General features: G+C 61.2%; 13 protein-coding genes and 1 riboswitch. Of the genes, 3 read left to right on the top strand and 10 right to left on the bottom strand.

Annotation, left to right across the window (positions count from 1 at the left end; all coding sequences use genetic code 11):
* Nucleotides 1-117: 117 nt before the first annotated feature.
* Nucleotides 118-1,041 carry a homoserine O-acetyltransferase MetA gene (metA, locus tag HFO71_RS14975; protein WP_003543755.1) on the bottom strand — a complete coding sequence of 308 codons (924 nt, stop codon included), beginning with the start codon at nt 1,039-1,041 and terminating at the stop codon, nt 118-120.
* A gap of 47 nt (nt 1,042-1,088) precedes the next feature.
* Nucleotides 1,089-1,166, bottom strand: a riboswitch (SAM riboswitch).
* A gap of 114 nt (nt 1,167-1,280) precedes the next feature.
* On the opposite strand from metA, the gene HFO71_RS14970 reads away from it, so the two are divergent.
* Nucleotides 1,281-3,167, top strand: coding sequence for an ABC transporter ATP-binding protein/permease (locus tag HFO71_RS14970; protein ID WP_183594557.1), 1,887 nt, complete (start codon nt 1,281-1,283; stop codon nt 3,165-3,167).
* A 13-nt stretch (nt 3,168-3,180) separates the two neighbouring features.
* Here HFO71_RS14970 and HFO71_RS14965 read toward each other — a convergent pair whose 3' ends face one another.
* The 4 genes from HFO71_RS14965 to HFO71_RS14950 form a co-directional block, all read right to left on the bottom strand.
* Complete coding sequence (locus HFO71_RS14965; protein WP_077977929.1) at nt 3,181-3,810, bottom strand: hypothetical protein; 630 nt, start codon at nt 3,808-3,810, stop codon at nt 3,181-3,183.
* A 119-nt stretch (nt 3,811-3,929) separates the two neighbouring features.
* A complete protein-coding gene (locus tag HFO71_RS14960; RefSeq protein WP_077977930.1) occupies nt 3,930-5,747 on the bottom strand; it encodes an ABC-F family ATP-binding cassette domain-containing protein in 1,818 nt (605 codons plus the stop codon).
* 3 nt (nt 5,748-5,750) lie between these two features.
* On the bottom strand, nt 5,751-6,407 hold the full coding sequence (locus HFO71_RS14955; protein ID WP_025396406.1) for a thiamine diphosphokinase: 657 nt from the start codon (nt 6,405-6,407) through the stop codon (nt 5,751-5,753).
* Between the two features lie 57 nt (nt 6,408-6,464).
* Nucleotides 6,465-6,992, bottom strand: coding sequence for a MarR family winged helix-turn-helix transcriptional regulator (locus HFO71_RS14950; protein WP_077977931.1), 528 nt, complete (start codon nt 6,990-6,992; stop codon nt 6,465-6,467).
* A 116-nt stretch (nt 6,993-7,108) separates the two neighbouring features.
* Between HFO71_RS14950 and HFO71_RS14945 the strand changes: the two genes are divergently transcribed.
* Nucleotides 7,109-8,647 carry an MDR family MFS transporter gene (locus HFO71_RS14945; RefSeq protein ID WP_077977932.1) on the top strand — a complete coding sequence of 513 codons (1,539 nt, stop codon included), beginning with the start codon at nt 7,109-7,111 and terminating at the stop codon, nt 8,645-8,647.
* Nucleotides 8,648-9,036: 389 nt separating this feature from the next.
* Complete coding sequence (locus HFO71_RS14940; RefSeq protein WP_077977933.1) at nt 9,037-10,581, top strand: M48 family metalloprotease; 1,545 nt, start codon at nt 9,037-9,039, stop codon at nt 10,579-10,581.
* 215 nt (nt 10,582-10,796) lie between these two features.
* Here the strand turns inward: HFO71_RS14940 and HFO71_RS14935 are convergent, their stop codons facing one another.
* From HFO71_RS14935 to HFO71_RS14915, 5 genes are all read right to left on the bottom strand, one after another.
* Nucleotides 10,797-11,660: an RNA polymerase factor sigma-32 gene (locus HFO71_RS14935; protein ID WP_131640860.1), complete on the bottom strand. Its 864-nt coding sequence runs from the start codon at nt 11,658-11,660 to the stop codon at nt 10,797-10,799.
* A 377-nt stretch (nt 11,661-12,037) separates the two neighbouring features.
* On the bottom strand, nt 12,038-12,610 hold the full coding sequence (locus HFO71_RS14930; RefSeq protein WP_003543775.1) for a CarD family transcriptional regulator: 573 nt from the start codon (nt 12,608-12,610) through the stop codon (nt 12,038-12,040).
* Between the two features lie 392 nt (nt 12,611-13,002).
* Complete coding sequence (gene fdxA / locus HFO71_RS14925; protein WP_003543777.1) at nt 13,003-13,341, bottom strand: ferredoxin FdxA; 339 nt, start codon at nt 13,339-13,341, stop codon at nt 13,003-13,005.
* Between the two features lie 194 nt (nt 13,342-13,535).
* A complete protein-coding gene (locus HFO71_RS14920; protein WP_017962526.1) occupies nt 13,536-13,940 on the bottom strand; it encodes an RNA-binding S4 domain-containing protein in 405 nt (134 codons plus the stop codon).
* Between the two features lie 2 nt (nt 13,941-13,942).
* Nucleotides 13,943-17,206 carry a helicase-related protein gene (locus HFO71_RS14915; protein WP_077977935.1) on the bottom strand — a complete coding sequence of 1,088 codons (3,264 nt, stop codon included), beginning with the start codon at nt 17,204-17,206 and terminating at the stop codon, nt 13,943-13,945.
* Nucleotides 17,207-17,797: the final 591 nt, after the last annotated feature.

The raw sequence follows: 17,797 nt of genomic DNA, 5'->3' as shown, positions 1-17,797 counted from the left end.
GGTAGGCTTCAGGACAGGAACCTGCCCGGATTTGCTTCAATCCGCAACCGGCGGATCAGAAAGAAAAGCCGCAGCAGTGGTGCGGCGGCCTCGCCTCCAGGCGTGATTCGGCAACGGTCAGAGATCGGTGCCGATCTCTTCCACATCAAAGGGCGTCGTCTGGTAAATTTCGTTGATCCAGTTGCCGAACAAGAGATGCGCATGGCTGCGCCAGCGGTTCTGCGGCGCAAGCGCCGGATCGTTATGCGGGAAGTAATTGTGCGGCATCTTGATCGGCACACCGGCATTGACGTCGCGGAAATACTCGTCGGAAAGCGAGGTGGAATCATATTCGACATGGTTGAACATGTAGAGCCGCCGGCCTCTCTTCTCGTGCACGAGGCAGACGCCCATTTCGCTGGACTCCATCAGGATCTCCAGGCTTTCGGATTTTTCGATATCAGCGCGACGCACTTCGGTCCAGCGCGACACCGGCACCTCGAAATTGTCGGAAAAGCCGTTGAGATAGATGGAGGACGGCTTGAGGTTCCGGTGACGGTAGACGCCGAAGGCCTTCTCCTTCAGCTCGTATTTCGGAACGCCGTGAAAATGATAGACCGCCGCCATCGCGCCCCAGCAGACGTTCATCGTCGAATGGACATTTGTTTCCGTCCAGTCGAGAATCTCCTGCATCTCCGGCCAATAGGTGACGTCCTCATAGGGCAAAAGCTCGATCGGCGCCCCGGTGATGATGAAGCCGTCGAACTTGCGGTGCTTTACCTCTTCCCAAGTCTGGTAGAAGGCAAGCAGATGATCCTCGGACGTATTCTTCGCCTTGTGGCCGCCGATGCGGATAAGCGACAGTTCCACCTGCAGCGGCGAGGCGCCGACGAGACGGGCCATCTGCAGTTCGGTCTTGATCTTGTTCGGCATGAGGTTCAGCAGCCCGATCTGCAACGGTCGGATATCCTGACGGATCGCCAACGTCTCGGTCATCACCCGCACACCCTCCTGAACCAGGGTTTCGAAGGCGGGCAGCGTATCGGGGATCTTGATGGGCATTGCGGTCACTCGATCAAAAACAAAAACCGGCGGCGACAAAAATCGCTACCGGTCCGCACGCGGCCCTTTAGCGACTTTTTTAACGTGGCTGCAAGCCGGCCGGCCAAATCACCACGGAGGCCTTAATTAGACCCAGTCTGATTGCGAATCAACTGGCGAATGCATGCAGGGGAGACTCATGCAAGCATCATCACACTTTAATGACTGATAGAATCTGTTGATAGACCGGTAACGCCACCATGTTATTTATAGGGGCATGGGCGATTTGGAAAAGCGTAATGGCAGATAAAATCGAGAGGAGGCCGGGCATCCGGAGGCAGGATAGGGTAGGGTATGATTTAAGCCTGACATATCGCCTCGGCGTCATGTTCTCAGCATTCTGGAATTCGGAAGTGCGTGGCAAGGTGCTGTTTCTGGCGACCGTGCTGATCCTCGTCATCCTGGCGACATCCTACGGCCAGGTCATCCTGAACGAGTGGAATGCTCCTTTCTACGACTCGCTGGAGCGCCGCGACCTCGGCGAATTCTTCCACCAACTCGAAATCTTCGCGATGATCGCCGGCACGCTGCTGCTGCTCAACGTGCTGCAGGCCTGGCTGAACCAGATGACCGCGCTCTATATGCGCGAAGGCTTGTCGCGCGATCTGGTCGATCAGTGGCTGAAGCGCAAGCGGGCGCTGCGGCTCGCCTCCAGCGGCCTGATCGGCGTCAATCCGGACCAGCGTCTGCACGAGGATTCCCGCAATCTCGCCGAAAGCACGACAGGGCTGGTTCTCGGCCTGCTGCAGTCGACCATTCTCCTGGTGAGCTTCATCGGCGTGCTCTGGGAGCTTTCCAGCGGCTTCATCTTCCGCATCAGCGGCCATAGCTTCTCCATTCCAGGCTACATGGTCTGGGCGGCGATTTTCTATGCCGCTTCCGCCTCGGTGCTGAGCCAGGTCGTCGGCCGCAAGCTGGTGAAGCTCAATGCCGATCGTTTTTCGAAAGAGGCCGAGCTTCGCTTCACGCTGATGCACGCCAACGAAAACATGCCGGCAATCACCGTCGCCCGCGGCGAGGAGAACGAGCGTCGGCGCATCAACACCGATATCAGCTCGGTCCTGACAGTCGTCAAGCGGCTTGCCATGGCCAATACCAATCTCACCTGGGTCTCGGCCGGCTATGGCTGGCTGGTGATCGTCATTCCGATCATCGTTGCCGCCCCCGCCTATTTCTCCGGCGGTCTCACCCTCGGCCAATTGATGATGTCCGTCGGTGCCTTCAACCAGGTCAACACGGCGCTGCGCTGGTATGTGTCCAATTTCGGCCCGATCGCCGAATGGCGCGCCACGCTGATGCGCGTCACCGATTTCCGCCAGGCGCTGGTCGAGATGGAAGAGGACTTCGACCTGAAGGACAGCATCGCCTATGAAAACGCCGCGCCCGACACGCTGACGCTGAAGGACGTGGTGATCGTCGCCAAGATCGGCGAAGACATCGAGGAATGCGGCGGTTTCCGCCTGCGTGAAACCGATGTCGTGATCAAGGCCGGCGAAAAAATCATGATCAACGGCGATCACAGCGTCAATCGCAAGCTGCTCTTCCAGGCGATGGCCGGCCTCTGGCCCTGCGGCAGCGGCACGATAGGCCTGCCGCCGATCGACGACATGCTCTTCGTTCCGCAGGTTGCCTATGTTCCCGGCGGCACGCTGCGCGAGGCGCTGGCCTTCCCCGAACGTCCCGAAGCCTACGAGAAAGCCGACGTCGAGGCGGCCCTCGACAAGGTTGGTCTCCATTCGCTGATCGCAAGGCTCGAAACCCGCGCCCGCTGGGACAAGCTGCTCGACAGCGACCAGCAGAAAGCGATCGGATTTGCCCGGCTGCTTCTCGTGCGCCCGCGCTGGATCATCTTCGACGAAGTGCTGGAAGGCATGGAGCCGGAATTTCAGGAAACAATGGCCAAACTGCTCACCTCGATGCCCGAAAGCGGCATGATCTATATCGGCCGCTCCGAGGCCTATCTCGAGGTGCTGAAGCCGCGCGTGCTGCATCTGCAGGCGCTGCCGTCAAAATCCGAGGAACAGCCATCTGTCGTCCAGACCGGCGCCAGTGCCGGCGCTGCCGCCATGCCCGCGCCGGCGCTTTGATGCCGCGCATCCGTCACATCGGCGGTATGACGCCGTTGAGACCGACGGCGATCTGGCTGGCCGAGATGCTGCCATCCGCCGCCGTCTCGCCGGTGATGACGACACCGGCACCGGGCTTCAGATCATCCTTGGTCGCAGGCGCCAACGTCACGATCGGCGTGCCATCGGCAATCGAGATGGTCTTTTCCTTGCCCTGATAGGTCAGCGTGATCGTGTGGCCGTCGACAGATTTGACGGTGTTGCTGACAGTCGCGTTGGTCATCTGGCTGTTCGGCTGCGCATCCCAGGGACGGTTGCCCTCACCGGTTCCCTTCATCGACGCCGGAAAGATCAGCACCTCGATCGCCCCGTCCGGGCCCGTGCCCTTCGGAAGCGAAGCGACGCCGACGAAATCGCCGGGTTTGATATCCTCGATGGAAGCTTTTTTGATGCCGCCGACCTTCCAGCCGGCTTTCAGTGCGACCGTCGCATCGTTGCCCTCGCGCGTCTTGACGACGAGCGTATCGCCGCTGAGTGTTTCGATTGCGCCGCGAACACGAATGCGCTGGGCGTCTTGCGCCTGTGCGGTTTGCGACAGGGCAAGCGCCACGAGGCTGCCGGCAGTAAGTGCTGTGAGAAAACGGGAATGAGGCTTGCGAGACATATGACTTTTCCTTGTCGCCATTGCAATCGGCAATATCCCCGGCTGCCGGACGGCACCTTATGCCGCAGGACGACACACTGACGAATCAAGGAAAAGTGAGCCTCCAGCTCGAGAAAATCTCAGCCTTCCAGCTCTTCCCGCAGCATTTCGAGCTCCAGCCACTCCTCTTCCATGTCAGTCAGGCTGGCACGCAGTTTTTCCATCTCGCCGGCAAGCCGGTTGAAGGCTGCAGGATCGCGCGTGAAAAGATTGGGATCTGCCATCACCTGCTCGCGCTTGGCGATTTCGGCTTCGGCCTTCGCCATTTCCTTTGGCAGGTTTTCCAGTGCGAATTTCTGCTTGAAGGAGAGCTTGACCTTTGAGCTGCCTGAAGCTGTTGCTTGCTGCGTCTTCGGCTTCTCCGTCGCCTTCTCGGCCCTCTTGCGCTCCTCAAGCGCGCCCTTGCGCTGTACAAGCATGTCCGAGTAGCCGCCGGCATATTCGATCCAGCGACCATCAGGCGCATCCGGCACGGCGGGTGCGATCGTCGAGGTCACGGTGCGGTCGAGGAAATCGCGGTCGTGGCTGACAAGGATGACGGTGCCGGGAAAGCCGGCGACAATCTCCTGCAGGAGATCGAGCGTTTCGATATCGAGATCGTTGGTCGGCTCGTCGAGGATCAAGAGGTTCGTCGGGCGCGAAAGGATACGCGCCAGCATCAGCCGGGCGCGTTCGCCGCCGGAAAGGTTTCTGATCGGCGTACGCGCCTGTTCCGGCTGAAACAGAAATTCCTTCATATAGCCGGTGACATGGCGCTGCTCGCCGTTGACGAGCAGGTTTTCGCCGCGCCCATCCGTCAGATAGTTGGCAAGCGTATCCTCGGGATCGAGATCTTCGCGTTTCTGGTCGAGTGTCGCAATCTCCAGATTGGTGCCGAGCTTGACGATGCCGCTATCGGGTGAAAGCTGTCCGGTCAGCATCTTCAGCAGCGTCGTCTTGCCGGCGCCGTTCGGCCCGACCAGACCAATGCAGTCGCCGCGGTGCACGCGGATCGAAAACGGCGTGACGATTGCCCGCTCGCCGAAGCTCTTGGTGATCTTGTCGGCCTCGATCACCAGCTTGCCGGATTCCTGCGCATCCGAAACCGTCGCCTGCACCGTGCCCTGCGGTCCCTTGTGGCCGCGATAGTTCGAACGCATCGTCTGCAGCTCGCCGAGACGGCGCATGTTGCGCTTACGCCGCGCCGTGACGCCATAGCGCAGCCAGTGCTCCTCGCGCTCGATCGACTTGCCGAGCTTGTGCTGCTCCAGCTCCTCGGCCTCCAGCACCTGGTCGCGCCAGGCTTCGAAATGCGCAAAGCCTCTGTCCAGCCGGCGCGAAGTGCCGCGGTCGAGCCAGACGGTTGCCGTCGAGACCTTTTCGAGGAAACGCCGGTCGTGCGAGATCAGCACCAAGGCGCTGCGTGTCTTTTGCAGCTCGCCTTCCAGCCATTCGATCGTCGGCAGGTCGAGATGGTTGGTCGGTTCGTCGAGCAGAAGAATGTCCGGCTCCGGTGCCATAACCCGGGCAAGGGCTGCGCGCCGCGATTCGCCACCGGACAGCATCTTGGGGTCCTCATCGCCGCTCAGCCCGAGATGCGACAGCAGATAGGTGACACGATAGGGGTCATCGCCCGGCCCGAGGCCGGCCTCGGCATAGGCCTGCACCGTGTTGAAGTCGGCAAAATCCGGCGCCTGTTCGAGATAACGCACCGTCGAGGACGGATGGCGGAAGACTTCGCCGGACTGCGCCTCGACCAGGCCGGCGGCAATCTTCAGCAGCGTCGATTTTCCCGAGCCGTTGCGCCCGACGAGACAGATTTTGTCACCGGGCTCGATCTGCAGGCCAGCACCCGCCAGAAGCGGTGCACCGCCAAAGCTCAGGAAGATATCGTCGAGTTTCAGAATGGGAGGGGCCAAAAATCAGACTCCGGAAAGATCATAGGGCCGGGCGAGCACAATTGTCCGGCCGCTGCGGAGCGAAAAGCGAACCTTGCCTTCCGCAACATTGGAAATGGTGCGCGACGAGCCGAAAGGCAGATGGAAATCTGCCAGCGGATAACGCGCATTCTCGATGGTAAGCCCTCTCAGCTCGCTGAATCCGGGCACGGAAAACAGGCTGCCTTTGGGAAGGTCCAGTTCGATCGTACCGGCCACCAGCGGCACGGCCTCTTCCTTGCCCGAGGTCAGCAGCAGGTCGAAACCCTCTTCCGCCAGGCTGACGGCCGACAGCAGATGCTGAAGCGCGTGGTCGGAACGTTCACCGCCGAGCGCACCGGCGAGGATGAGCCGCCGCGCGCCCCGCGCGATTGCCTCCGCCACGGCGATTTCACCGTCCGTCGCCGCCTTCGCGGCCGGATAGGGCTGTTTCGGCACATCGGGAAACGCACCCGCGAGATCATCAGGTGTCGAATCGAAATCACCGACCCAGAGCTCCGGCGTAATACCGAGTGCTGCCGCATGCCGCATGCCGCCATCGGCCGCGATGAAGCGGCTGTCTTCGATGGCATCGCGCAGGCGCTCCGTCAGGCTGAGTTCGCCGCCAAGGAGAATGGTGAAGGTGGATTGGCTCATGGGCATTGCCCTTAGCGCAAACGAGGGGTCGAGGGGAAGGGCCGGCGAACGACGGCGTCTGCCTCAGCCCGGTGTATCCTTGTCGCGCGACAGGAAAACCGCCTCGTAGCCGCCGATGAAGCGCTCGAAAAGCACCGCGAAGCGCTCGACATCTTCCTGCGGCCAGTCGGAAACGATCTCGGAAATGATCGCAAGCTTCTGAGCGACGATCTCGGCAAGCAGGTCCTGGCCGACCTCGGTCATGACGACGACGATCCGCCGCGCATCGGCCTGCGAGGCCTCGCGGCGCAGCACGTTGCGCCCGACCATATCGGCCACCACCCGGCTTGCCCGTGACGGATCGATGCGCAGCATCTCTGCGATCATGCCGACCGTGACCTCGCCGGCAGGCTGTGCCCTGCGCACGGCATCGAGCACATCGAGATGCGAAAGCTCAAGGCCCGGTGCAGCACTCTGGATCGCCAGCCGGCCGATCAGCCGCCGCCCGGTCATCAGCCGCATGCGCGCCATGCTCCGGCCGATACGCGGCACGTTTTCACGATCCGGCTCGGCCGGCTCCGCAGAAGGGGTCTTGGTCAGGACGTCGCTCATCACAGGACCATAACAGAGCCGATTCAAAAATTGAATATGCCGATGTCATTAATGTGCCATTGACAACTATATGCTGTTAGCACATAAATACAATTCAACCCGGAACGATGCCTCCCATGGACATGCAACTCGCGCCTGCGCCGCTCGTGACGGATCCTCGTCGCCGGCTTATCCTCTTCTTCTTCCTGATGACCGCCATGTTCATGGCGACGCTTGATAATCAGATCGTCTCCACGGCGCTGCCGACGATCGTCGGCGAATTCGGCCATCTCGAGCGTTTCGGCTGGATCGGCTCGGCCTATCTCCTGTCGCTGAGCGCCGTCATGCCGCTCTACGGCAAGCTCGGCGATCTGTTCGGTCGCAAATACGTGATGATGACGGCGATCATGATCTTCACCGTCGGATCGACAGTCTGCGGCCTTGCGGTCTCGATGAATACGCTGATCGCCGCACGCGTGCTGCAGGGTCTTGGCGGCGGCGGCATCATGGTATCGATCTTCGCCGTCAACGCCGACCTGTTCGAGCCACGCGAGCGGGCGCGCTACCAGAGCTATTCCAGCCTCGTGCTGATGGCATCGGGCGCGATCGGCCCCGTGCTCGGCGGCACAATGAGCGATCTCTTCGGCTGGCGCTCGATCTTCCTCGTCAACGTGCCGATCGGCTTCATCGTGCTCGCCGGCCTTGCCTTCATGCTGCCGTACCGCAAACCGCATCGCCGCCCCAAGATTGATTATGCCGGAGCGCTTCTGCTTGCCATGACGACGACAAGCATCGTGCTTGCCACCGACAGCAGCGAACTGTTCGGTGCATTGATTTCGCCTGAGAGTATCGGCATCGTCGCCTTCGGCGTCGTCTGCGCCGTCACCTGGGTGTTCGTCGAGCGCCGCGCGCCCGAACCGATCGTTCCCCTGCAGCTGTTTCGCAATTCGACCTTCAGCCTGCTCCTGGTGATCTCGATCATGGGCGGCGCCATCGCCATCGGCATGGTCAATTATCTCGCCCTCTTTCTGCAGACCACGACCGGCCTTTCGCCGTCGGCCGCCGGTCTGCTCTTCATCCTTCTCACCGGCGGCCTCGTCTGCGGGTCGCTTTCCGCAGGCCGCATCATCTCGAAGACGGGGCGCTACAAGCCCTTCGCCATCGCAAGCCTCACCTGCAGCGCCATCGCTTTTGCCCTGATGTCGCAGATCCACGCCGGAACGCCGATCGCCTTCATCGGCGCGGTCATGATGCTGCACGGCATCGGCATCGGCCTTGCCCAGCAGGTTCCCGTCATCGGCGTACAGAATGCAGCACTTGCCCGCGACGTCGGCGCCGCCACCGGCTCGGTGACGCTGTCGCGCATGGGCGGCGCCTCGATCGCCATTTCCATCTATGGCGCCATCATCGCCTCTGAGCTCGGCAAGGTCGGCATCTCCATTCCCGGCGTCGCCGATATCGAGCAACTGACGCCGAAAATGATGGCCGCCCTTCCCGAAGCGAGTCGCCAGGCCGTCGCCGATACCTATGCCGCCGCTTTCTCGCCGCTATTCATGACTTCCTGCGCCATTGCGCTGATCGGCCTTGCCGCCGCCATCATGCTGAAACCCGTGCAGCTGCCTCGCGCCGGCGAGACCACGAAGCCGCAACCGGCGACGGCGGAAGCTGCCGAATAGTCGAAGCGTTACGGCGAGAGGATGCTTCATCGGGAGGCGTTCCTCTCGATGCCTATATCAGGGGTTGCAACTTTCTCGCAGGACTGTCGCTATCGAGCCGGTTGCTTCAATCGGGCCGTTCTTTTTCCGCGCCGTCGACGAATCTCGGCCTTGTGACGGAACTTTCGCCATAATTTCATCCGAGCGAAAGGAAGCCTTAATGCCTGAGGCTTGCTAAAATGCAACGGCGCCACATTTAAACGAAGTCTCGCTATGCAACCGATGCGTAAATCAGCTACAGCAACGACTTGTATCGGCCGATTGTGCAGCGCGAGATCAGGGGTGCGCACCTGTTGAGTTCCCCTTGCCACGGTCGGTCCGAATCTGCGGCAAACCGGCAAGACAGCGACATGATGCGGAGAATCAGACTGGACAGCTTGACGACGTGGAAATCGCCCGCGCTTTCCAGTGATGCCATCTCCGCGCCGCGGCGCTTCGCGCGTCGCATGATGCTGCTTTCGGCCCTCGCAATGGCGCTGAATGGCTGTCAATCGCTGATCGACCAATCCTATCAGCCCAGTGTTTCGCCTTCGTCCAATCCACAGATCGTCGACGAGGTGCAGAAGAACGATCCGCGCGCAGCGATGGGCGCCCGTGAGCATCCGCGCATCGTGGCAAGCTATGGCGGCGAATACAAAGACGCCAGAACCGAGCGCCTCGTCGCCCGCATCGCCGGCGCGCTGACGGCGGTGTCGGAAAATCCGAGCCAGTCCTACCGCATCACCATCCTGAATTCGCCGGCGATCAACGCCTTCGCGCTGCCGGGCGGTTATCTCTACGTCACCCGCGGCCTGCTCGCCCTTGCCAACGACGCCTCGGAAGTCGCTGCCGTGCTGTCGCACGAAATGGGCCATGTGACGGCAAACCACGGCATCGAGCGGCAGAAGCGCGAAGAGGCCGAGGTTATCGCCAGCCGCGTCGTCGCCGAGGTCCTGTCCAGCGACATCGCGGGCAAGCAGGCGCTTGCCCGCGGCAAGCTGCGGCTCGCCGCCTTCTCCCGCCAGCAGGAGCTGCAGGCCGATGTCATCGGCGTGCGCATGCTCGGCGAAGCCGGTTACGACCCCTATGCCGCCGCCCGGTTCCTCGATTCGATGGCCGCTTACAGCCGCTTCATGTCGGTTGATCCCGAAGCCGACCAGAGTCTAGACTTCCTGTCGAGCCATCCGAATTCGGCCCAGCGTATCGAACTTGCCCGCACCCACGCCCGCGCCTTCGGCCAGGAAGGCTCGGTCGGCGACAAGGGTCGCAACTATTACCTCGACGGCATAGACGGACTGCTCTACGGCGACAGCCCGGAAGAAGGCTATGTGCGCGGCCAGACCTTCCTGCATGGCGGCCTCGGTATCCGCTTCGACGTGCCGCCGGATTTCCACATCGACAACAAGGTCGAAGCGGTGATGGCCACCGGCCCGAACGACATCGCAGTCCGCTTCGACGGCGTCGCCGACAACGAGAAACAGAGCCTCACCAACTATATTTCCAGCGGCTGGGTGACCGGGCTCGACCCGTCGACCATCCAGCCCATCACCATCAACGGCATGGAAGCAGCCACCGCGCGCGCCAGCGCCGACCGCTGGGATTTCGATGTGACCGTGATCCGCAACAATTCGCAGATCTTCCGTTTCCTGACCGCCGTGCCGAAAGGCAGCGGCGCCCTTGAGCCAACGGCGAATGTGCTGCGGGCGAGCTTCCGCCGCATGACGCCGGCAGAGACCGCCTCGCTAAAGCCGCTGCGCATCCGCGTCGTCACCGTCCGGCCGGGTGAGAACATCTCGACGCTCGCCGCCCGCATGATGGGCACAGACCGCAAGCTCGATCTCTTCAAGCTCATCAACGCCCTGCCCACGGGTGCAGCCGTTGCAACAGGCGATCGCGTCAAGATCATCGCCGAATAAAAAAGGCCCGGTTTGCGCCGGGCCAGTCTGTGCTGCTGGAGGGGATAAAACATCTCGCGCAAAACTGTGCGGCGGTTTTGCGACAATAACCGAAAGCGCGACGCGCTTTAGAGCAATTCCAGCAAAAGTGCATAGCGGTTTTGCGTCCGGAATTGTGTGAAAACAAAGAGATAGGGTATTTCCGGGATTCGAAGAAAAACGGAAATGCTCTAGCTTCAGGCGTAGGCGGCCATATGTGGATCGGCGCTGACGAGCGCGCTGCGAAGCTTCTCCATCGCCCGGCTTTCGATCTGACGCACGCGCTCCTTGGAAATACCGAGATCGGCACCGAGCTCTTCGAGCGTGGCACCGTCTTCCGCCAGACGCCGGGCGCTGATGATCTTCATCTCGCGTTCGTTGAGATGTTTCAGCGCCGAGGCGAGCCAGACTCGGCGGCGCTCGCCGTCGATCATGTTGGACACCTGCTCGTCCGGCAGGGGATCGTGGCTGACGAGGAAGTCCATCTTCTCCGCACTCTCGGCATCGCCGGAGACCGAAGGCGCCTGCAGCGAGGCGTCATTGCCGGAGAGCCTGGCATCCATCGTCTGCACATCCGAGAGGCTGACGCCGAGGGCCGCGGCGATTTCCTGGTGAATGGATTGCAGCGTCAGCTGCGTGTCGCCCTTGGCGAGCTTGGCGCGCAGACGGCGCAGATTGAAGAACAGCGCTTTTTGCGCCGAACTCGTGCCGCCGCGCACGATCGACCAGTTGCGCAGGATATAATCCTGGATCGACGCCCTGATCCACCAGCTTGCATAGGTGGAAAAGCGCACGTCGCGTTCCGGCTCGAAGCGGGCGGCGGCCTCGAGCAGACCGACATAACCCTCCTGCACCAGATCGCTCATCGGCAAGCCGAAATTGCGGAACTTGCCGGCCATGGATATGACGAGGCGCATATGGGCCATGGCGATCTGGTTGCGCGCACCGCGGTCGTCATGATCCTTCCAACGGGTGGCGAGATCGTGCTCTTCCTGGCGGGCGAGATAAGGCGCGGCCATCGCGATTTTGATCATGCGCCGATCTGCAGACATGTTCTTCATTTCAATCTCCCGAAACAGGCCTCTCGCCCTGAAATGAACAATAAAACTCACCTTCCGGAACGTCGCAGTCCGGATCGAATAGGGTTCTGAATGCATAAAAGCCTCGCCCCTGGACTTTTCAGGGGGAGGCCCTATTTCTCATCATGTGCCGGTAAGACGGCTGGGCAGGATCTGTTTCTTCACCTTGCCGGATGGGCAATATAGAAAAGGCATGATCCGCTCCTCATCGAACATTGACGGAATAGCAGTTTGCCCGTGAGGCCATTGCCCGACGAGCAGTCCGCAATTACGTGTGATAAACGCGGCAATCGGGAAAAAGTTCCAATAAAAAAACCCGGCTCGAAGGCCGGGTTTTTTGACAGAAAAACAGGGTCGCTTTATGCGGCTTCGTCCTGTGAATCGTCTTCTTCGATCGCCTTGCCGCGCTTCGGACCCTTGTTGAGATTGGTCTCGACGAGGCGGACGGCTTCGGTTTCCGACATCTTGTTGACGGCGGCGATTTCGCGCGCCATGCGGTCGAGCGCAGCCTCATAAAGCTGACGCTCGGAATAGGACTGTTCAGGCTGGTTCTCGGCACGATAGAGATCGCGCACGACTTCAGCGATGGAAATCAAGTCGCCGGAATTGATCTTGGCATCATATTCCTGGGCGCGGCGGGACCACATGGTGCGCTTGACGCGCGCCTTGCCCTGCACAACCTTCAAAGCACGCTCGACGAAATCCGTTTCCGAAAGCTTGCGCATACCAATGCTCATGGCCTTCGCGACCGGAACCTTCAGACGCATTTTGTCCTTCTCGAAATCGATAACGAAAAGTTCGAGCTTCATGCCGGCAACTTCTTGCTCTTCGATAGCGGTGATGGTACCGACGCCATGAGCGGGGTAGACAATTGATTCACCGGTCTTGAAGCCGTGACGTGCTGTAGAAGGCTTTTTCTGCTGAGTCGTCATTCTATTCAAAAACTCCCTGTTACGCTTCCGGCGGCGGCCGGAGCCGGGTCAGTCAGGCCCGGGTGAGAAGGTAGTATCCGTCGGGTGACTTCACTCTGGTCCCATCGGGCAAAAGCAAAGACTTCTTGCGCACGATCTTGGGACCCGGCGCTCAAAGCGTTGATATGTCACGGAAACCGTGTACGGATTTGTTTTGCTTTCGTGATGGTTTTGGGCATGCGTTATGCCACAAATGGAACAGTAGACGAAACCTATCATAAAAATATGAGGAAATCAATAATTTGCTTCGCTTGAGTCATGCGGGCAACACATGTCACCCATATGCCTCACGCAGCTTTTAAAACGTTTCGCGCCGCGGTCGCCCGAATTCGGGACCGGATGTGGGCGCTGTCTCAATCGCCGGAACCGGGCTTCTCCGAAAAATACTTTTCGAATTTTCCGGTCTCGCCATCCATGTCCTTGGCCTCGGGCAACGGGTCCTTCTTGACCGTGATATTCGGCCAGATCGTGGCATATTCGGTATTGATTTTCAGCCATTTGTCGAGGCCCGGCTCGGTATCGGGCTTGATCGCCTCGGCGGGACATTCAGGCTCGCAGACGCCGCAATCGATGCATTCGTCGGGATGGATGACGAGGAAATTCTCGCCCTCGTAGAAGCAGTCGACAGGGCAGACTTCCACGCAATCGGTATATTTGCACTTGATGCAATTGTCGGTCACGACATAGGTCATGAAGAACTCCAGGATTTCCATGCGGATGGGGCCGGGCAACCTGGAACGTCGCGCCTATCCCCGTGCCGGAGGAAAAGCGTGAGCAGGCTTGGGAGGCAAGCACGCTTCCGGCAGGTTGTCAGTGACCTATCGGCTTTATCGCCGGATTTCAAGGATAAACGATCTGCAAAAGCCGCCGCCGCAGACAGAGTTTTCTAATCCTCGTCCGACATCAGCCTGTCGATTGCACGTCTTTCCTTTTTGGTCGGACGGCCGGTGCCGGTCGCCCGGATCGCCTGCTCGTAGGGCGTGAGACGTTTTGCCTCATCGGGCGGCGGGGACTGGTCGTCGTAGAGCAGCCGCGCCTCCTCGTAAGGCCCCCGCCGTTCGCCGGCAAGGCGCATGACGAGAACGACATCGCGCCGCTCCATCGTCAGCTCGATACGGTCGCCCGGCTTGACCATCTGGCTCGGATGGCTGCAACGCTCGCCATTGATGCGCACATGGCCCGATTGGATATGGCTCTGCGCCAGCGAGCGCGACTTCACCATGCGCGCGAAGAACAGCCACTTGTCGATGCGCTGGCGCGAACCGCTTGTCGGCTGTGTCTCCCCACTCATGATTACTTCTTCATCTGCTCCTTGAGAGCTGCGAGCTTGGCGAAAGGCGAATCCGGATCGATCGGCTTCTCCTTGCGCGGCGGCTTGGCCTCGAAGCGCAACGGCTGCGAGCCGCCACGATTGTTGTTGCGATCGTTACGCTCGCCGCGATCCTTGCGATCGCCACGATCCTGCCGGTCGCCACGCGGCTGGTCGCCCCGTGGTTGGTTGTTGCGGTCGCCTCTTGCCTGCTGCGGTCGGCCACCATCGCGACCGCCGCCTTCCTTGCCGCGGTTCTGGCGATTGTTGTCGCGGCCGTCGCCGCCGCGATTGCCCTCGCCGCCTTCACCGCCGCCCGGCCGGCGATTGCGGTCGCCGCGCTCCTGGTTTTGACCGCGCTCCTGGCCCTGGCCGCCACGGCGTTCGCCATGCCCGCCGCGCCCCTGGCGCTGATTGTCGTTGCGACCGCCAAGACGCCACAGAAGAACCGGCTTCGGTTCCGTCGGCTCGCCGGCTTCCCCAGGAGCAGGTCCTGCTTCCTCGGAAGCCGATACCGCTTCCGCAGGAGCGGAGGTTTCTTCGGCGGCTGAGGCTTCCGCCGGAGCGGCTGCCTCGATCGCTTCGGCCGGAGCGGTGCTTTCGACGGCTTCCGTCACCGGCGCGTCGGCGACCGCCGAAGCCGCCTCGGTTGTGGCTGGCTCGGCAGCAGTCTCTTCCGCGGCGCCATCGGCATCGTCGTGATCGGCCTTCTCGGCCGTCTCTTCCGCAGGCGTTTGCGCGCTGGCGGCAGGCACGGAGGCCGCATCCTGCGCCGCAAGATGGACTGATGCCTCTTCCGCCTTCACGGCATCGGCGCGATAGCCGAGACCCTTGAGGATTTCTTCCATGTCCTCGAGCGTCGCACCGAGGATCGACAGCATCGCCGTCGTCGTCGTGAAGCGGCGGCCATCATAGGCGCCCTCCGGACGGTTGTTCTGACCGGGCTTCCATTGCAGCAGCGGACGGATGATATCGGCAAGCCGTTCCAGGATGTCGATGCGCACGGCGCGCTTGCCGAGGAAACGGAAGCCGGCGAGCTTGTAGAACATCCGCTCATAGCTCGGATCGGTGACGACGGAGGTGCGGCCGGCGGCGAGCACCGGAATGAGATCGCCGTAGCCCGGCTTGTCGAGGCCGTCGTTCTTCAGCGCCCAGAGCAGCGTGATGAGCTCGGCCGGCGCCGGCTTCAGAAGCGCGGGTACGAAGATATGATAGGCGCCGAAACGCACGCCATAGCGGCGCATGGAGGCGCGGGCCTCCTGATCCAGCGACTTCACCTCCTCGGTCACATCGCGGCGGAAGAGCACCCCGAGATTCTCGACGAGCTGGAAGGCAAGCCCCTTGGCGAGACCCTGCAGGTCCTCGGCGCGCGACAGATCATCGAGCGGCTTCAGCACCGTGCTGATATGATGATTGACGAAGCGCTCGATGCGGGCGGCAACGTGATCGCGGGCATTGCCCGTCAGTTGCTCGTCGGCCAGCAGAATCACGCGCGGACGCATGATGTGATCGCTGCCCGAAAGCCGCGCTACCGGGTCGCCCAGCCAACGGATCAACCCATCCGAACCGATCACCAGATCGCTGTTGCCGGCGGCATGCATCCGGGCCGCGCGGGCTTCGAACTCGAGCCCGAGCGCCTTCTGCGACGCAGCCTGAACCGCCTTGGCATCCGGTCCGTCCGTTCCCGCCACCGGCGTGAAACGGAATCCGCTCAACTGCCCTACATGATGTCCTTCAACGAAGACATCGCCATTCACACTGATTTCAGCTTCCAGCATCGCATTCTCTCTCAGGCGCTTCATGAGCACAGATGTCCTGCGATCAACAAAGCGTTTCGTCAACCTTTCATGTAACGCGTCGGACAATCGATCTTCGATTTCCCGCGTCTTTTCCTGCCAGTGTGTCGGATCGGCAAGCCAACCGGGCCGATTCGAAACGTAGGTCCAGGTTCTTATCTGCGCGATTCGCGCCGAAAGCGTGTCAATTTCGCCATCTGTTCGATCGGAGCGATGAACCTGCTCCGCAAGAAACTGCTCGTTCACCGTGCCATAGCGGACGAGATCGGAAAAGAGGGTCGAGATAAGATCGGCATGTTGTGCTGGGGTGATACGCCGATAGTCGGGAAGCGCGCAAGCCTCCCAGAGTTTTTCGACGCGCGCCGGCCTGTCGGCGAGATCGATGACCTCGGGATAACGCGATAGCTGTTCCAGCGCCTGCTGGTCGACCGCAGGCAGCGCCCGCGTCAGCCCCGGCACGCGCGGACCCGCCTCGAGGCTGGCGCGCAGCGACGCGATAGAGGAGAAGTCCATCTCCGTCGTCCGCCACTGCAAAACCTTGACGTTGTCGAATTCATGCCCCTCGATGCGCTGCACCAGCTCGTCGTCGAAGGGCGCGACTTGCCCGGTGACGCCGAAGGTCCCGTCCCGCACGTGCCGCCCGGCGCGCCCGGCGACCTGGCCGAGTTCACCCGGATTGAGATTGCGGAACTGGTAACCGTCGAATTTCCGGTCCTGGGCAAAGGCGACGTGATCGACATCGAGGTTGAGGCCCATGCCGATCGCATCGGTCGCCACCAGATATTCGACGTCGCCCGCCTGATAGAGCGCAACCTGCGCATTACGGGTGCGCGGGCTGAGCGCACCGAGCACCACCGCCGCGCCACCGCGCTGCCGGCGGATGAGCTCGGCGATGGCATAGACCTCGTCGGCGGAGAAGGCGACGATGGCCGAGCGCTGCGGCAGCCGGGTGATCTTCTTCTGCCCGGCATAGAAAAGATGCGAAAGCCGCGGCCGCTCGACGATAGTGATGCCGGGCAGGAGCTGCTGCAGGATCGGCCGCATCGTCGCCGCGCCGAGCAGCAGCGTTTCCTCGCGGCCGCGCAGATGCAGGATGCGGTCGGTGAAGATATGGCCGCGCTCGAGATCGCCGGCGAGCTGCACCTCGTCGATCGCGACGAAGGCGGCCTTGGTCTCGCGCGGCATCGCCTCGACCGTGCAGACGGAAAAACGGGCATTGGGCGGCGAAATCTTTTCCTCGCCGGTCACCAGCGCCACATTCTGCGCGCCAACCTTCTCGACCACCCGCGTATAGACCTCGCGCGCCAGCAGCCGGAGCGGCAGGCCGATCACGCCCGTCCCGTGCGCGACCATGCGCTCGATGGCATAATGGGTCTTGCCGGTATTGGTCGGCCCGAGCACCGCGGTCACACCGCGCCCACTCAGAATCATCGGCTGCGAAGTCAGAGTCATGGGTCCATGCAAATGAGGCGGGGTGGCCCCAGGAAAATCTTGGCTCCCGATGGAAGCTGGACAACACATGGACAGCTGCCGCCGCAAACGCAAGGGCAGATTTCAAAATGCCTCGGGGATTACGACCTTTGCGAGTCGTCCGAAACGCGCGTATTTCCGATTCGGAACAGCGTGAGAACGAATCAGCGACGAATCGACGACTCCCGCTGATTCAGCTTTTGTTCACGGCTAAGTATTGATTTTGAATCACTTTTTCCCACTACATGCTGAATCGCAAGACTCTCTCCTGTCCCTATCTTCGTCGTCGTGAGTGACGATCTTCGCCCGATCTCGAACAGGCGAAAATCCGGCCAAAATTAACCTCTCGACCAAAGCCGGAACGAATCGGAGACGAATCGCTGACGCCGCCATTTTCGCCTTTCGTTCACGGCCACATCTGGTAGCGCTATCAGGTCCAGGCCCTAGATGCACATTGGCGGCAGATCGCCTCGCTCCGCCTCGTCGTATCAGTATTAATCTTTCAAGCGCCGGATTCAGATAGCGTTAAGTCAGGGCGGCCAATCTCGGCTCGCCGATCAAAAACGGAACGAA

The sequence above is a fragment of the Rhizobium laguerreae genome, from assembly GCF_019778565.1.
Classification (GTDB): Bacteria; Pseudomonadota; Alphaproteobacteria; order Rhizobiales; family Rhizobiaceae; genus Rhizobium; species Rhizobium laguerreae.
The sequence above is the reverse complement of the archived record's forward strand: the minus strand, read 5'-3'. Positions and strand labels throughout refer to the sequence as shown.

What these genes read in the sequence shown, in the direction of transcription:
- HFO71_RS14915 (WP_077977935.1), bottom strand. Translation starts at nt 17,206, where the DNA reads ATGACTCTGACTTCGCAGCCGATGATTCTGAGTGGGCGCGGTGTGACC.
- HFO71_RS14940 (WP_077977933.1), top strand. Translation starts at nt 9,037, where the DNA reads ATGATGCGGAGAATCAGACTGGACAGCTTGACGACGTGGAAATCGCCC.
- HFO71_RS14950 (WP_077977931.1), bottom strand. Translation starts at nt 6,992, where the DNA reads ATGAGCGACGTCCTGACCAAGACCCCTTCTGCGGAGCCGGCCGAGCCG.
- HFO71_RS14920 (WP_017962526.1), bottom strand. Translation starts at nt 13,940, where the DNA reads ATGAGTGGGGAGACACAGCCGACAAGCGGTTCGCGCCAGCGCATCGAC.
- HFO71_RS14970 (WP_183594557.1), top strand. Translation starts at nt 1,281, where the DNA reads ATGTTATTTATAGGGGCATGGGCGATTTGGAAAAGCGTAATGGCAGAT.
- HFO71_RS14945 (WP_077977932.1), top strand. Translation starts at nt 7,109, where the DNA reads ATGGACATGCAACTCGCGCCTGCGCCGCTCGTGACGGATCCTCGTCGC.
- HFO71_RS14965 (WP_077977929.1), bottom strand. Translation starts at nt 3,810, where the DNA reads ATGTCTCGCAAGCCTCATTCCCGTTTTCTCACAGCACTTACTGCCGGC.
- metA (WP_003543755.1), bottom strand. Translation starts at nt 1,041, where the DNA reads ATGCCCATCAAGATCCCCGATACGCTGCCCGCCTTCGAAACCCTGGTT.
- fdxA (WP_003543777.1), bottom strand. Translation starts at nt 13,341, where the DNA reads ATGACCTATGTCGTGACCGACAATTGCATCAAGTGCAAATATACCGAT.
- HFO71_RS14935 (WP_131640860.1), bottom strand. Translation starts at nt 11,660, where the DNA reads ATGAAGAACATGTCTGCAGATCGGCGCATGATCAAAATCGCGATGGCC.
- HFO71_RS14955 (WP_025396406.1), bottom strand. Translation starts at nt 6,407, where the DNA reads ATGCCCATGAGCCAATCCACCTTCACCATTCTCCTTGGCGGCGAACTC.
- HFO71_RS14930 (WP_003543775.1), bottom strand. Translation starts at nt 12,610, where the DNA reads ATGACGACTCAGCAGAAAAAGCCTTCTACAGCACGTCACGGCTTCAAG.